This is a genomic window from Bordetella sp. H567 (genome assembly GCF_001704295.1).
In the GTDB taxonomy this organism is placed as follows: domain Bacteria; phylum Pseudomonadota; class Gammaproteobacteria; order Burkholderiales; family Burkholderiaceae_B; genus Bordetella_C.
The window spans coordinates 3,480,636-3,496,902 of sequence record NZ_CP012334.1; the positions used below are offsets into that span (position 1 = coordinate 3,480,636).

Below are 16,267 nucleotides of genomic sequence, written 5' to 3' on the forward strand. Positions count from 1 at the left end.
GGTGCTTCCTTATTCCTCTTGTTTGTGAATCGCACTGTTCGCAGCCGGCATGCCGGCTGCCGCCTTCGCGTGCTGCCCGGCCAGCCGCGCGGCGGCGGGCGCCGCGCGCTCGGCCTGCGAAGCCGCGACATCCCAGCCGCGTCGCGGGTCGAAGCTCATGGCGGCGAGCATGGTCAGTATGACGACCATGCCAAATGCACCGGCCCCCGCGCCCGCGCTGATCGTCATCAATCCGTGGAACCGCGCCAGTGCGGCCAACAGAATCACGACAAATACATCCAGCATCGACCATTGGCCAATGAATTCCACCATGCCATACAAACGCGTGCGCTGGCGCAGGTTATCGACGCTGCCCCGCTGCACATGCCAGGCCAGCACCGCCAGGGCCAGCAGCTTGGTCAAGGGGACCATTACGCTGGCCACGAAGACGATCATGGCAATATCCCAGGACCCTGTCTGCCACAGCTCGATCACGCCGCCGAGTATCGTGTGCCCGCTGTCGCCGAAAATCGAGTCGATATTCATGACAGGCAGGATATTGGCGGGAATATACAGAATGGCCGCCGCCACCAGCAGCGCCCAGGTGCGTGCCAGGTGATCCGGTTTACGCAGATGCAAGGCGCTATCGCAGCGCACGCAGTGATGGACGGATTCCGAATGCGCGACAGGCAGCGCCTGCACCTGCCCGCATACATGGCACCCTGTCAGTGCCTCGCCCGGCCGGGCCTGCGGAATATGCACATGCACCACACCCGTCCGCTCGGCGTAATGCCAGAGCGTATGGGGAGTCAGGCGTCCAAGCATGGTCAGCAGGATGGTCAACAGCGCGAAACCGCCCAGGCCCACGCCAGGCGAAACCGAAGCCATGCCGGCCAATTTGACGACCGCGACCAGCACACCCAGCACGAACACAGGCACCATGCTCCAGGGCTCCAACAGGCCCAGCATGCGCGTGGCAAGGGAGAATGCGGGTGGCCTGGCACCCGACGCTATCGGATAGAGCACCCATAGCAGCAGCACCAGTTGGAACAGCGGCAGAACCAGGCCCGCCAGGCCGGTCATGATCGCGACGATCTCGTGCCCTTGGCGCCAGGTCACGATAACGGCATCCGGGAAAGAAGCCGCCTGCACCATCCCCTGAACGCGCATGATGGCGACGGGATAGGCGTTGGCAATGAGGAAAACAATCAGGGCGGCCAGCGCAAGCGCCAACCACCCCGATGGATGCAGACCGCTGTAGCGCCACAACACCGTGCCACAGCGGACGCAGGAAGCCTGTTCACCTGGCCCCAGCTCCTGGCGACGATAGACGCCGCCGCAATGCTCGCAGGAGATGAGGGGCGATGTCGGGGCCATTACTCCGCCAGCGCGACTTCCTGCGCGTCAGGCGCGTCCGAAGCCGGCTTATCGCCGAAAGTCAGCGAGACCTTGCCGTCCTGATCCAGGTCGACAGTGACCGAGCCGCCATCGACCAGTTTGCCAAAGAGCAACTCGTCGGCCAGCGCACGGCGTATCGTGTCCTGTATCAGGCGCTGCATCGGCCGCGCGCCCATGAGCGGATCGAATCCTTCCTTTGCCAGATGAGCGCGCAAGGTTTCCGTGAACACGGCGTCGACACGACGCTCATGCAGCTGGTCCTCCAGCTGCATGAGGAATTTGTCGACCACGCGCAGGATGATCTCGCGCGAGAGCGGTGCGAATGGAATGATGGCGTCCAGACGATTGCGGAATTCGGGCGTGAACATCCGGCGGATTTCCGCCATTTCGTCCCCGACGACTCGCGCATTCGCGAAGCCGATCGACGGGCGATTCAGGGTCTCCGCGCCGGCGTTCGTCGTCATGATCAGAATGACGTTACGGAAATCGGCCTTGCGCCCGTTGTTGTCCGTCAGGGTGCCGTGGTCCATCACCTGCAGCAGGATGTTGAAGACGTCCGGGTGCGCCTTTTCGATTTCATCGAGCAGCAGGACGCAATGCGGCTGCTTGGTGATGGCTTCGGTCAGCAAGCCGCCCTGGTCGAAACCGACGTACCCCGGGGGCGCACCGATCAGGCGCGACACGGCGTGGCGCTCCATATATTCCGACATATCGAAACGCAGGAGTTCGACGCCCATGGTGAACGCCAGCTGTCGCGCGACTTCGGTCTTGCCGACGCCCGTCGGGCCGGAAAACAGGAAAGCGCCGATCGGCTTTTCCGGTTTGCCCAGGCCGGAACGCGCCATCTTGATGGAGGCGGACAACGCCTCGATGGCCGCTTCCTGGCCGAAGACGACCGTTTTCAGGTCGCGGTCCAAGGTGGCCAGCTTGCTGCGGTCGTCGTTCGACACCGATTGCGGCGGAATGCGCGCGATCTTCGAAACGATGTTTTCGATATCGACCTTGCCGATGACCTTTTTCTGGCGCGAGCGAGGCAGCAGCCGCTGGGCGGCCCCGGCTTCATCGATGACGTCGATGGCCTTGTCCGGCAGGTGGCGATCATTGATATGGCGCGCCGACAATTCCGCCGCGGCCAACAGCGCCGCCGCTGAATAGCGGACATTGTGGTGTTCTTCGAAACGGGTCTTCAGGCCGCGCAGGATCTGCACGGTCTGTTCGACGCTGGGTTCGCTGACATCGATCTTCTGGAAACGGCGCGACAGCGCGTGGTCTTTTTCGAAGACCCCGCGATACTCGGTATAGGTGGTCGCGCCGATGCACTTGAGCTGGCCGGAGGACAGCGCCGGCTTGAGCAGGTTGGATGCGTCCAGCGTACCGCCCGATGCGGAGCCCGCTCCGATCAGCGTATGGATTTCGTCGATGAACAGGATCGCGTCGGGATTGCCGCGCAGTTGCTTCAGGACGCCCTTCAGCCGCTGTTCGAAATCGCCACGGTATTTCGTGCCCGCCAGCAAGGCGCCCATATCGAGCGCATAAACTTGTGCGGCCTGCAGGATTTCCGGGACTTCGCCACGGGTAATGCGCCACGCCAGACCTTCCGCGATCGCGGTTTTGCCCACGCCCGCTTCGCCCACCAGCAAGGGGTTGTTCTTGCGGCGCCGGCAAAGGACCTGGATGACGCGTTCTACCTCGGATTCCCGGCCAATCAGCGGATCGATGCGCCCGGCCAGCGCGGCGGCATTGAGATCCGTCGCATACTGGTCCAGCGGCGACTGCCGCGATTCACCCTGTTCCTCGGGGTTGGGCTGCTGTTCCTTCTGCGACGCGGCCGACTCGACCTGCGGCTGCTTGGTGATTCCGTGTGACAGGAAGTTGACCACGTCCAGCCGCGTGACACCCTGCTGCTGCAGGTAGTACACCGCGTGCGAATCCTTTTCACCGAAAATCGCGACCAGCACATTGGCGCCGGTAACGGGCTTCTTGCCGCTGCCGCCCGCCGAGACATGCATGATGGCGCGCTGGATCACGCGCTGGAAACCCAGCGTCGGCTGGGTGTCCACTTCGGCGCCACTCGGAATGACAGGCGTGTTCTCGTTGACGAACTGCCGCAGGTTGCGGCGCAGGTCGTCCAAATTGGCGGCGCAAGCGCGCAGCACTTCCACCGCGGAAGCGTTGTCGAGCAGCGATAACAGTAGATGCTCTACTGTAATAAATTCGTGCCGGGCCGAACGGGCCTCGACGAAAGCCATATGCAGGCTGACTTCAAGCTCTTGGGAAATCACGCTTCCTCCATAACGCATCGAAGCGGACAAAAACACAATTCATATTCTATGCCTATCAGGGCGTAACGCCAGCGATTTCAAATTCGATCCGATCGTAACGCCCCCGGCTGTCCATTACCGTAAGCGTATACCGACCGTCGCGCCCCAACGACACCGTAAACGGATGATCCGCCCGCGCCTGACCCAGCACCCGGCCGTCCAGCATCCACCATACCTCACCTTCGGCCCCTGTCGCCGTCACATCGAACGCGATAAGACGCCGTCCCGGAACCGGACGCAGTACCGAACCCTGCGCCACGCCTGCCAGCCGCAGCGGCGCGCGGCCCGGGTCTGCATACCCCGTGAACGAAGGCGGGACAGTGTTGTTCAAAGCCCACGCCAACCGCTGCTCCGGACACATTTTCGCGCCCATGGCTTGCACGCGCACGCCCAATGGCCAGCAGATGACCGCCGCTTGCACGCTTGCCGGACGGATACGCGCACGCGGCGCCCCATCCGGCAAGGCAGATACCACATCCCGCAACAACGGCGCAGCGACATTCGCACCGAAGAATCCGGGATTGGGCGTACCGTCGGGCCGGCCCACCCACACGCCTATCGTCCAGTTGTTCGTTACGCCCACCGCCCAGGCATCGCGAAACCCAAAGCTGGTGCCGGTTTTCCACGCCAAATCCTTGCCCGGCGCACCAGTCTGGTGAAACGGACGATCCGGATGCCCCCCGCCCTCGAGGATATCCCGAACGATCCAGGCCGCGCCGGCGCTGAGCATGCGCGATTCGCGCAATGGTTGCCTTGGATCGAGCCGGGGAAGGCCGGCCAGCCCATCGCGCGCCAAGGCACGGTATGCACCCACCAGTTCTTCCAAGGTGGTGCCGCCGCCGCCCAAAATCAAGGTCAGATTGGGCGCGGCGCCGGCAGGCATGCGCAGACGGACTCCGCCACTAAGCATAACCGAAGCAAAATGCGCCGGTCCGACACGGTCCAGCAAATCCACCGCCGGCACGTTGAGCGAGCGTTGCAAGGCTTGTGCGACGCTGACGGGGCCTGAGAACGCCGCCTGGAAATTGCCGGGGGCATATCCACTGAACGACATCGGAACATCCAGCAGCAGGCTTTCCGAATGGATCAGCCCATCGTCCAGCGCAATGCCATAGAGAAATGGTTTCAGGGTAGATCCGGGCGATCGGACGGCTGTCACCATATCCACGTGCGCATAACGGGTATTGTCGGTGTAATCGGCGGAGCCCGCGTAGGCCCGAATGGCCAGGCTATCGTTATCCATGACCAGTACGGCCATGGAAACCTTCGGCGGCAGCACATCGACGCGATCAATCAGCATCTGTTCCACGCGGGCCTGCAGCTCGGCATCGATGGTGGATGCGATGACTTGTGGCCCGGGCCGCACGCGAGGCGTGGAAGGCGCGAACGTACATTCCGCGCACGCTGGCGCGCGCGGCGCGCCCATTTCGCGCACCAGGCGCTGCGCCGCCAGGGGTGCCAGCCAATGCGCACGCAGGGGCGGAGCCATGACCGGCTCCATCTTCGCGTCCGCGACCTGGGCGGCCGTCCAGCGATCCAGCGCCGCCATGCGGTCCAGTACCTTGTCACGCGCGGCGCGCGCCAGCCCCGGATTGCGGTCGGGCCGCAATAGCGACGGCGACTGCGGCAAGGCGGTCAGCAAGGCGGACTCGCCGGCACTCAGGTCCCGCGCGGACTTGCCCAGCCAAAGCCGCGCCGCCATCTCGGTACCCTCCACGATGCCGCCCATCGGGGCCCGGCTCAGATACATCGCCAGGATCTCGTCCTTGCTGTAGTGCAATTCGAGCTGCACGGCGCGCAGCACCTGGCGCATCTTGGCCCCGACGCTATGGGATGGACGGCCAGCCAGTGCAGGATCGATCAGGCGCGCCACCTGCATGGTCAGCGTCGACCCGCCCGACACGATGTGGCCGGACATCAGCCATTGGGCTGCCGCGCGCGCCATCGCGACGGGATTGATGCCGGGATGCCAGCGAAACCAGCGATCCTCGTAGGCAAGCAAGGTTTGCAGATAAAGAGGCGAAACGTCGCTGGCTTGAACGGGGTAGCGCCAAATGCCGTCCCGGCTGGGATAGTTGCGCAACGGCGTGCCGTCCACCGCGGTTACCACCACCGCACCGTCGGCATAAGCCTGCGGCAAGGGATACGCGCGGTCCAATGCCAGCACGGCGGCGCACGCGAGGATGGTAAGCGCTGCCGCGACGGTGGCGGCGCGCACCAGGGTGCGGGCCGCCCGTCGATGGCCGCGCGGGGCAGCCTCGCCGGCCGTGCGCATCACGGCTTCGTGGTGCCGCGATCGCGGATCTCGATATCGCCCCACGATGCGCCCACGCCCCGCACTTCCGGGCGGTACATATCTTCCGCCACGGTCGACGGGACGACGTATCTGCCGGGCGTCACCACGCGCAGAAGGTAGAAGATGTCGACCGGCCCCTGTCCCAGCGCGACCGCCGCGACATAGCGGTCGTCGCGAAACTCGGTGTGCTTGATCCGTGGATCGGCCAGCGCATCGGCCACGCGGTGTTGCGCGATGGTCCAATCGTTCATGTCCGGGTTCTGCGACAGGTTCAGGTTCTCGACCTCCAGCCCCGCCGGCACGCGGTCGGTGATCAGCCCGTCGGGAATGGCCTGGCTGGCGTCCGCGCGTATCCATACCACCAGCATATCGCCGGTCTGCAGCGTCCCGCCGTCCCAGGCGGTGCCGTCGGGCCTATACCATTGCCGCTGCAAACGGATGATGTCGGCGCGCGGCGCGGGCGCCTGGACAGCGGTGCCCTGGATGTCGAATTCCGCGAATACCGGTTGGGTGCCCGTATTGGTCAGCTGCACGCCGCCGATGTCCTTGACCGCCAGCGGCACGGTGCGATCGTCGCCGCCTTGCAGCACGGTACGCTCGACACCCTTGGACAGCGTGACCTCCCACGATCCACCGGTGCCAGGGCCTGCCGCGCGCGCGGCCAGCAACAGGGCCATTTCCTCCTGCGTGGAGAAATACGACCGTCCCGCCAGACGCGCGGCCAGGTCGGTGAGCAGGACCTCGCGGCGGGGATGCGCCATGTCGTACTGCCGCATCAGTGCGTAGGACAGCGCCAGGTCGCGCACCGCGCTGCCATAATCGCCCAGCCACTCATCGACGCCCCCATGCATCGTGCCGAAGCCGTATGGACGAGCCATGGCGGCGTCCAGCGCCGCGCGCGAACGGTCGGCGTCGCCCATCAGCTTGAAGGCGGCGGCAAGCTGAATCAGCGGCAACGGCGAACGGGCACGCTCCTGATAGTTGTCGAACAATTGCCGCACGGTGGCCAACGGCGCCTTGCCGTCGCGGGCCAGCACCAACGATGCGGCCGCCAGACCGGCGAACCGGCGATGATCCTCGCGCAGCACGTTCTGCGCGTCGGCGGGAATACGGCCTGCCTGCACGGCCGCACGCAGCACCGCGGACCACGTACCGAAACCGGAAGGCGCATGCTGGACCTGCTGCAACAGCCAGCCGCGGGAGCGGTCCAGCGTGGCGTCCGGCACGCTGAAGCCGCGCTCGCGCACGTCTTGCAGGAAGCCCACGGCATAGGCAGTCAGCCATACATCGCGGCTGCCGGCCGGGCCGCCCCACAGGGCATAGGCGCCGCTCGCGCCTTGCATGCCCGACAAGCGCTGCAACGCCCTGTCCACCCTGTCCTGGCGTGCCGTGGCCGAGAAGTCCTTCACGCCATACAGGCGGGCCGTATCGGCGTCCATCAGCAGCCAGGGCCAGGCCGCGCTGATGGTCTGCTCGGTGCATCCATAGGGGTAGGTCAACAGGTTCTTGACGATGCGTTCGACGTTGAACGGTGGACGGTCGGACACGGTCAGGCTGACGGTCGCCGAATCGGGGTAGTAGCCCGCCATCCACGCCGCATCGGGTCGCACGCTTTCGCCAGGCATCAGGCGCAGCCGGCGCACCTGGCTTTCCGGCGCCTGCGCGGGTTCCACCTGCAACACCGATTCGCGCACGATATGAACGGCGTCGGCGCTACCCTGGCTGGACACGGACAAACGCATCAAGCCCAGGCCATACGATCCGGTTGCCGTGGCGGTGTAGCGCAAGGTCGTACGCTGCTGGTTCTTCAATGTGATGGTGCGCGGCTGGCCATCGGCGATCGCCAGCGGATCGCGGGCCTCGAGCGATACGGCGAAGGTCTGGGTAGCGCCGGTAAGGTTGGTCACGTCCAGCGCAATGGCCGCGCGGTCGCCCGGTGTAATGAAACGCGGGGTGCTCAGTTCGGCCACCACCGGCGCGGCGACGATCATCTCGGCGTCCGCGCTGCCATAGCGGTCCGCCGTGAAGGCCACCGCCATTAGCCGCAAGGTCCCATTGAAATCCGGCACATCCAAGGGGATGTCTGCCTCCCCTTTGGCATCCAGGGTCACGGGACCGGAGAACAGATCGACCAGCTTCACCTTCTTGGGCAAGGTGCGGGTGTCGCCGCGCATCGCGGCATCGCCGCCCCATTTGAGCCGGCCCTTGGTGCCGTCCATTTTTTCGATGAGCTTTCCGTACATGTCCAGCAGATCGGGCGCGTAGCGATGCTTGCCGAAAAAGAAACCATAAGGATCCGGCGTCGCATAGCGGTCGATGTTCAGGATGCCGACGTCGACCGCGGACAAGGTGACGGTGGCCTGCGCATTCGCGACACCGTCGACCTTCACCCGCACGGTCGCGCGGGTTTCTGGACGGATCTTTGCCGGCGCCTGCAGATGCACGTCGAGCTTGCGCGCCGACGTATCGAGCGGCAAGGGCGCCAGACCGACCGCGCGCGCCGGGGTCACGCGGTCGCCCTGGCTGCCGGGACGAAAAACCACCGCCCCGATATAGAGGTCGTGGCGCTTCCACGCCGGATCCACCGGAATATCGACATCGGTACCGGTGGCCTTGGCATCGACCCACTTGGACCACAGCATGCGGTCGCCTTCGACCGTGACAAGCGCATGGCCATCATGCGGCGGCGTCAAGGTCAGTTTGACGGTATCTCCGGGCCTGGCGGGCAGTCCTTCGACTTTCATGCGGACACGGTCGGGACGGTTGCCCGCGGCCTCCTCGCCCTGGGCGCCCCAGCCGGCGTAGAACCGGTAGCGCAAGGTCTGCCCCGTTTCCGGATCGGAAATCTCCAGGCGGTAGCGGCCGTAGGTGACCGGCACGTTGAAGGTTTCTCTTCCCGTCAGCGGCAAGACGCGTGAATCGGCCAGTTCCTCGGTTTCGGTGTACCCGCTGTTCCAGCCGCGCTGTTCGTCGTAACGCCAGTAGTACTGGCGCTCTTCCCGATACAGCCGCATCTGCGCCTGCGCCAGGGGCTTGATGCCGCCGTCGGCATCCACCCGCACCGCCTCGAATGCCGCGGGGGTGTTTTCCTGCGCCACATCGCCATCGAAAAGCGGACGCACCGCAATCAGCGCCGGCGCGGGCCAGACCGACCGCGTCAAGGAGCGCACGACGGGCCGGCCGCCCGATTCCAGCAGGCTGGCCGACACCCGGACCTGCAGGGGCGACGCGACTTTCTGGCCGGATAGATCGATATCGATCGCCCCCTTGCCCTCGTCATCCAGCTGCGACTCAGGCAGTTCTTCGTAATGGCGCAAGGTATCGTCCGCGACGTCGCCGAAAATGAATCCCGGCCATTGCGCCGGCAAGGCATAGCGGTCGCGACGGACCGTAAAGCTGGAGAGCAGGCGATTGCCCGCGGCCGGCGCGCCGTACAGGTAATCTCCCTGCACGTTGACGCGCAGCGACTCGCCGGCCGAGAGTACGCCCTCCGGTGCGGTGAGCATCAGCTTCATCCGCTCCGGCAGGAATTCCTCGACATGGAACGGCCACGTCGCATCCGCGTTGCGCGCCGCCGGATCGACCCGTACTTCGAGCAGCCACGTGCCGGTCTGGGCATCGGGGGGCAGCTCGATGGCATGCTGGACGTAGCCCTGTATCGCAGGCTGCGGTCGCCACAGCGCGGCCTGCACGACGCGCCCATCCGGCCGCTTCAATGTGGCGGTCAAGGGCGACGAGGCCAGCGAACGGCCGTCGGCATCGCGCGGCAGGACCGACACCTGCAGCGTTTCCCCGGGACGGTACAGGTCGCGGCCAGCGTACACGAACAGGTTATTGTCCGCCGTGGGCAGGCCGCCGACGTCGAACTCCGACAGATCAAGCGCCGGCTCGGCCAGCGACAAGACCGTCATCTCTTTGCCCCGCGTGGCGCGCAGCACGCTAGCGCGTTGGTAGTCCCCGTCGAAACGCACGTGGCCCTGTGCATCCGCTGTGGCCCTGGCCAGCACCTTGCCGGCGCCGTCCAGCAATTCCACGGCATCGCCGGCGATAGGTTCGCCCGAACGCAAGGACACGGAAAAGGCTTCGATGCGGCTGTCGTAGCGCCTGGCGTGCAAGCCGATATCGCTGACGTAGAAGTAGGTGGTCTGGTATTCGCTGCGAAACCGGCCTGGCTCGCTCATCACGGCGACGTAAATGCCGGCGTCCTGCAATTCCTTGATGTTCTCCACCGGCAGGAAAGTGACATGGCGCCGATTGGGCTTGTCGTCTGTCAGGAAGCGGCCCTGGTACACGCTGGACGCGATCGTCTTCAGGCGATCAAGGTCCCAGGCACTGACGGCGCCCTTCATCGACACCGAACTGTCGTAGCCGCCGCCTTCGTCGTCGTACGAGTCGCCCCTGGAACGGCCTCGATTGCCCATCAGCAAATCGAAAAAGGCGGGCACGTGTTCCGGCGCAATGCGCAGGAACTGCACGTCGACTTCCGGCATATTGACCGTCGCAACGGGTAGGCCGCCGTTCTGGCCGGCCGGCAACACGACACCACGGCTGGCGAAATAGAAGGCCGGCGGCATTGCGTCGGTGTCGACCTGGCAGTGGGCGCTTTCGCGCAGCGCGGAGCCATCGCCGGCGGGAAGCCCCGCGGCCAGCCTGACGGTATAACGCCGCTGCGGCAGGATGTAGGGGAAATAGATAACACGCGGGTTGTCGCCGACCACCCAGTTGCCCTGCACCGGCTTGCCGGAAGCCGTGACATCGCCCGTTTCGATGGCGCTTGCGGGCGCGGTGGTGCGCCGCGCGCTGGTTTCATCGTCCGGAGCGTCGGCCGGCTTTGCCGCACCGCCATCGATCACCTGCAGATATCGTCCCAGGTCGCCTTTGCGCTCGACCGGCTGGGCAAGCGTCACGGCCAGCGCAAGGCTGCCTTGATACTGCCGTGTGCTGCAATTCAAGCCCGCGAATGGGTCTGAACGGACCACCGCCGTGCTGGCCGGCGCGGGCCCCGCCCCGGGCGAAGTGGCGGCGGCGGAATCGGGGGCAGCCGCCGGGGGGAAGGCATAACCATGTGCCAGCCATACGGCGGCCAGAATAACCAGGACGGCCAAGATGGCCACGCCCGCCACCCGGCCGGCGCGCTTGCGCTGCTGCACGATACCCCTCTCCCATGTGTCGACTACAAGGTCCCCAGGCCCGGGCTTGGCCGGGCCGCCAGCGGGCTCGCTCTTGCTTATTGCTTATTGCTTATTGCGCCGTGAGCCTGGACCCGCCAGGCACATTGTCAAAGAGGTTCCATTACGCACTGCAAGGGGTGCTGCTTGGCACGCGCGTACTGCGCGACCTGGGCGACGCGGGTGGATGCGATATCGCGCGGGTACACGCCGCATACGCCGCGGCCCTCATGATGCACTTGCAGCATGATCCGGGTAGCTTCTTCCTCGCTTTTGCCAAAAAATTTCTGCAGCACGCCGACGACAAATTCCATCGGCGTGTAATCGTCATTTAGTAGTACGACCTGGTACATGGGGGGCGGCGCGGTTCGCGCGGCCTCCTTCTCCACGACCAGATCATGCTGAGTATCCGTACTTGTGCTCATAGCGGCGGCTATTTTATTTAACGGTAGAAAAGCGGGTATCGAATTCGGCCTATTTTTACATGTCGAAATGCGTAGTTTCCATACTTGACGCGACAAAGAAAAACGGCGCATTATCGAGGGATTCTAAGCGCTTTCAACTGTTTGTTAGGCTTGGAAAAGGGGGGGAGACGGCCCGGCCGGGGAGCCCTTCTGTCAACATATGATTCAAGAGGCAGTCCGCATGTCTGATACGACCGCAACCGCTGTCCAAGGGGACAACCCAAAATCCACGGGTACCGTGAAGTGGTTCAACGACGCCAAGGGATTCGGTTTCATCACTCCCGACGACGGCGGTGAAGACTTGTTCGCGCACTTCTCGTCTATCCAGATGAATGGGTTCAAGACCCTGAAAGAGGGCCAAAAGGTGGCATTCGAGATCATCCAAGGACCCAAGGGCAAACAGGCTTTGAACATTACCGCAGCCTGAGCGATCAGGCGTGGCGTTATAGGCGTCTTCGAGTACCATACGAAGGCGGGGCGGCTGACGCCCCGCCTTTTTTGCGTACTACTTTCGTAGCCATCATGCATAACGGTGCTGTCTTGCTGCAAGCTCAAATTCAGTCCAAACGGGGCCGGGCGGCCCTGGCGTCCGTCCTCGTCGCCGCAGCGCTGGCCGCGGCGACCCTGGCTGGCCCCACCCACGCCCAGGGGATCACCGAACCGCAAGCCGTCCTCCCCAAGACCCAGCTGTCGGCGGGGATCCATATCATCCAGGCCGAAGTCGCGAACTCCGACGAAACCCGGCAACGCGGCCTGATGTTTCGCAAACGGCTGGACGGCAACGACGGCATGCTGTTCGTCTTCGAACGGCCGGACAAACAGTGTTTCTGGATGCATAACACCCCCCTTCCGCTGTCGATCGCCTTCATCGCCGACGACGGCACCATTGTCAATATCGACGACATGGCGCCCGAAACGGACGATACCCACTGTTCCCGCAAACCCGTCCGCTATGCTCTGGAAATGGCGCAAGGCTGGTTTGCAGACCATGGAATCAGCGCGGGCAAGAAAATCGACGGACTGCCTTAAATGTATTGAGAAGAATACATAATAAAAAAGCGAGCCGCCATGCTCGCTTTTATTGATAACGATAATCACGGTTAATACGGCTGATAATGCCGGATGGTAAACCGGAAGGGGGGCGGACATAAGCCGCCCCTCGCCGATCAGACCCGTTCCAGGATGACCGCGATGCCCTGGCCTACACCGATGCACATGGTGCACAAGGCGTAACGGCCGCCGGTCCGCTCCAGTTGGTTGACCGCCGTGGTCGCCAGACGGGCACCGCTCGCGCCCAGCGGATGGCCCAGCGCAATTGCGCCGCCGTTGGGATTGACGCGCGGGTCCGTCTCGCTGATGCCCAATTCGCGCAGTACGGCGATGCCCTGCGCCGCGAAAGCTTCGTTCAGCTCGATCACGTCGATCTGGTCCAGCTTCAGACCCGTCAGGGCCAGGACCTTGCGCGTGGCGGGCACCGGGCCGATCCCCATGATGCGCGGCGGGACCCCGGCGGTGGCCATGCCCACCACGCGCGCGCGCGGGGTCAGGCCATGGCGCTTCAGGGCGCTTTCGCCGGCCAACAACAGGGCCGCGGCGCCGTCGTTGACACCCGAGGCGTTGCCCGCGGTGACCGTCCCGCCGTCCCGGACCACGCCCTTCAGGCGGCCGAGCACTTCCAGGCTGGTTTCGCGGGGATGTTCATCCTTGGCGACCAGCACGGGGTCGCCCTTCTTCTGCGGTACGGATACCGGGGTCAGTTCGCTGTCGAAGTAGCCGGTCTGTTGCGCCCTGATGGCCCTTTCCTGGCTGGCCAAGGCAAAACGGTCCTGGTCCTCTCGCCCCACCTTGAAGTCGGTCGCCACGTTTTCGGCGGTTTCCGGCATGGAGTCCACGCCGTACTGGGCCTTCATCAGCTTGTTGACGAAGCGCCAGCCGATCGTGGTGTCGTAGATGGCGGCATTGCGCGAAAAGGCCGTTTCGGCCTTGCCCATGACGAAAGGCGCCCGGCTCATGCTTTCGACGCCCCCCGCCAGCATCAGGCGGGCTTCGCCGGCGCGTATCGCACGCGCAGCGCTACCCAGCGCATCCAGGCCCGAGCCGCACAGGCGGTTCACCGTGGAGCCGGGGACCTCGACGGGCAGCCCTGCCAGCAGCAGCGCCATGCGCGCCACGTTGCGATTGTCCTCGCCCGCCTGGTTCGCGCAGCCGAAAATCACATCGTCCAGTTCCTGCCATTGCACGCCCGCATTGCGTGCCATCAAGGCCTTGATCGGGACGGCCGCCAGATCGTCCGCCCGCACGGACGACAAAGCGCCGCCATAGCGGCCGAAAGGGGTACGGATGGCGTCACAAATGTAGGCGTGCTCGGTCATGGCTGGCTCTCAAAAGTTGCGAAGCGGAATGGTATCGCAGGGGGATTTTCCCCCCTGCACCGCCGCGGCCGGCCGTCCATGCCATGGACGGCGTCTAAGGCGCGGACGCCGCCTTGGCGGCCCGACCGGCCTCTACGATAGCCTGCCGGCGGAATCGGCCTCCAGCCAGATGGTAAAACGCCTGGGGGCAGAATTGGCGCGACACCAGCGATGCCGTAAGCGCTCCCAGCAGGAGCCAGAAAAGCATGGGCTGGCTCCCGGTCATTTCCATGACCACCACGCTGGCCGTCAAAGGCGCCTGCGTGGCCGCGGCAAGAAAGGCCGCCATGGAGATGAGCACCAGCACGCGCTGATCCACCACGCCTTGTGTCAATCGCCAGACCGATTCTCCTATCCCGGCGCCAGCGGTGAGTGCCGGGGTGAAAATACCACCGGGAATGCCGGCCCAGTACGATGCCAGCGTGGCCGCCACCTTGGCCAGCCCGAAGCCCTGCTGCTCAGTGGGGTGTCCGGCCAACAGCTGGGCGGCGGCGTCATAGCCGGTACCGTAGGTCGTCCCGCCCATGACCCAGCCCAGCGCGGCCAGCGCGAGTCCCAGGACAAAGGCCGTCACGATGGGATGCGTCCGGACGGCGGAGCGCCATCGCGCGGGAAGCAGCACGGCCGGACCTTTGCCCAACAGGCGTCCGAAGATGCCGCCGACCACGCCGTTGACCACACCGCAAAGCAGCACCCAACCGACCATATGGCTGACCGTGCCGCCGCCGAAAACACCGAAATAGGGATTGTTGCCGACCACCGCCACAACCATGAAGCCGGACGCCAGGACGCCGATGAGGACCAGGCGTTCCCAGCGCAGCACGGTGCTGCGGCCCAATTCCTCGATGGCGAAGATCACACCGGCCAGTGGAGCGTTGAAAGCGGCCGCAAGCCCGCCCGCGGCGCCGGCCGCGATCAGCTCATTATTGTGGAAGGACCGCAGGGGTAGACGGCGGTTTTTCCAGAAACGGCCCCACGCCAGCATGAAGGCCGCGCCGACCTGGACCGATGGCCCTTCCCGCCCGATGGAGGCGCCCGCCAGCAGTCCGATGAAGGTCAGCGGAATCTTCCAGACCGTCTGCCGCAGCGACACCAGGCTGTACTGACTGGGACCGGGCGGCAGGGACAAGGCACCGATCACCTGGGGAATCCCGCTACCCGACGCATTCGGTGCAAGACGCAAGGTCAGCCACCGCGCCGCCGCCAGCCCGAAGGGCAGCAGAATGAAGGCCAACCAGCTCGAGCGGGCGATCCAGCTCGCATTCCATTTCAGCGCCAGATCAGCTAACTGCGCAAAGCCCAGCGAGACCAGGGCAACCAGCGCGGCGCCGCTGAGGAGCAGCGCCAATTCCACGGATTTCCGGGAAAGCCGGGACGTCTGGTGCACCTTGCGGCGCAGGACGCGACGAAGACGCGCGGATGAGCCTCGCAAGGACGAAGGCGAAGATTCGGACATCGGTGAATGACGACGGGGCGGGCAAGGCCGTAACCATACCATCATCCACGCCGCCCATCCGACGCGCCGCGGCGCCGTTTCCTACAGGGGTTGAATCAAAAAAACAAAAGGGCCGCCACCCTGAGGCGGCGGCCCTTGCGGGCTGGTGCAGGATCAGCCGAAATTCTTGGCCGCGAAGTCCCAGTTCACCAGGTTCCAGAAATTTTCCAGGTACTTGGGACGGGCATTGCGATAGTCGATGTAATAAGCGTGTTCCCACACGTCACAGGTCAGCAGCGCCTTGTCGCCCGTGGTCAGCGGCGTGGCGGCATTGCTCGTGTTGACGATGTCGACCGAACCATCGCCCTTCTTCACCAGCCAGGTCCAGCCCGAGCCGAAGTTGCCGGCGGCCGACTTGTTGAACGCTTCCTTGAAAGCGTCGAGGCTGCCCCACTTGGCGTTGATGGCGTCAGCCAGCTTGCCGCTGGGCGCGCCGCCGCCCTGTGGCTTGAGGCTGTTCCAGTAGAAGGTGTGGTTCCACACCTGGGCGGCGTTGTTGAAAATGCCGCCCGAGGACTTCTTGACGATGTCTTCGAGGGAAGCGTTTTCGAATTCCGTGTCTTTGATGAGGTTGTTCAGGTTGGTAACGTAGGTCTGATGGTGCTTGCCATAGTGGAACTCCAGCGTCTCCTTGGAGATGTGCGGTTGCAGGGCATCCATCGCGTAAGGCAGGGGGGGAAGCGTGTGCGGCATATCCGGTTCCTTCTTGGTTGAGAGCACTATCGAGCCAATCAT

The 16,267-nt window shown here is 64.6% G+C and carries 10 protein-coding genes; 2 read left to right on the plus strand and 8 right to left on the minus strand.

Going from position 1 to position 16,267, the window contains the following annotated elements:
- Nucleotides 1-9: 9 nt before the first annotated feature.
- From AKI39_RS15595 to clpS, 5 genes are all read right to left on the minus strand, one after another.
- Nucleotides 10-1,356, minus strand: coding sequence for a paraquat-inducible protein A (locus AKI39_RS15595; RefSeq protein WP_066637860.1), 1,347 nt, complete (start codon nt 1,354-1,356; stop codon nt 10-12).
- Nucleotides 1,356-3,659, minus strand: coding sequence for an ATP-dependent Clp protease ATP-binding subunit ClpA (clpA, locus tag AKI39_RS15600; RefSeq protein ID WP_066637862.1), 2,304 nt, complete (start codon nt 3,657-3,659; stop codon nt 1,356-1,358). Before clpA ends, AKI39_RS15595 begins: the two co-directional genes overlap by 1 nt.
- A 55-nt stretch (nt 3,660-3,714) precedes the next feature.
- Nucleotides 3,715-5,973 (minus strand): penicillin-binding protein 1C, encoded by a 2,259-nt coding sequence (pbpC, locus tag AKI39_RS15605; protein WP_083228878.1) that lies wholly within the window; start codon nt 5,971-5,973, stop codon nt 3,715-3,717.
- Nucleotides 5,973-11,147 carry an alpha-2-macroglobulin family protein gene (locus tag AKI39_RS15610; protein WP_443103635.1) on the minus strand — a complete coding sequence of 1,725 codons (5,175 nt, stop codon included), beginning with the start codon at nt 11,145-11,147 and terminating at the stop codon, nt 5,973-5,975. The genes pbpC and AKI39_RS15610 overlap by 1 nt, the downstream gene beginning before the upstream one ends.
- 125 nt (nt 11,148-11,272) lie before the next feature.
- Entirely contained in the window at nt 11,273-11,587 is a 315-nt protein-coding gene (clpS, locus tag AKI39_RS15615; RefSeq protein ID WP_066637864.1) for an ATP-dependent Clp protease adapter ClpS, read from the minus strand.
- 220 nt (nt 11,588-11,807) lie between these two features.
- Between clpS and AKI39_RS15620 the strand changes: the two genes are divergently transcribed.
- The gene (locus AKI39_RS15620; RefSeq protein ID WP_006220277.1) at nt 11,808-12,053 is read left to right on the plus strand and encodes a cold-shock protein; all 246 of its coding nucleotides are present in this window, start codon (nt 11,808-11,810) and stop codon (nt 12,051-12,053) included.
- A 116-nt stretch (nt 12,054-12,169) separates the two neighbouring features.
- The gene (locus AKI39_RS15625) at nt 12,170-12,655 is read left to right on the plus strand and encodes a DUF192 domain-containing protein (protein WP_443103637.1); all 486 of its coding nucleotides are present in this window, start codon (nt 12,170-12,172) and stop codon (nt 12,653-12,655) included.
- Nucleotides 12,656-12,792: 137 nt separating this feature from the next.
- Here the strand turns inward: AKI39_RS15625 and pcaF are convergent, their stop codons facing one another.
- The 3 genes from pcaF to sodB all read right to left on the minus strand — a co-directional run bounded on the left by pcaF (nt 12,793) and on the right by sodB (nt 16,225).
- A complete protein-coding gene (gene pcaF, locus AKI39_RS15630) occupies nt 12,793-13,998 on the minus strand; it encodes a 3-oxoadipyl-CoA thiolase (protein ID WP_066637867.1) in 1,206 nt (401 codons plus the stop codon).
- Nucleotides 13,999-14,092: 94 nt separating this feature from the next.
- Complete coding sequence (locus tag AKI39_RS15635) at nt 14,093-15,493, minus strand: chloride channel protein (RefSeq protein ID WP_066637870.1); 1,401 nt, start codon at nt 15,491-15,493, stop codon at nt 14,093-14,095.
- Nucleotides 15,494-15,646: 153 nt separating this feature from the next.
- Nucleotides 15,647-16,225, minus strand: a complete 579-nt coding sequence (sodB, locus tag AKI39_RS15640) for a superoxide dismutase [Fe] (RefSeq protein WP_066637873.1) — start codon at nt 16,223-16,225, stop codon at nt 15,647-15,649.
- Between the last annotated feature and the right edge of the window lie 42 nt (nt 16,226-16,267).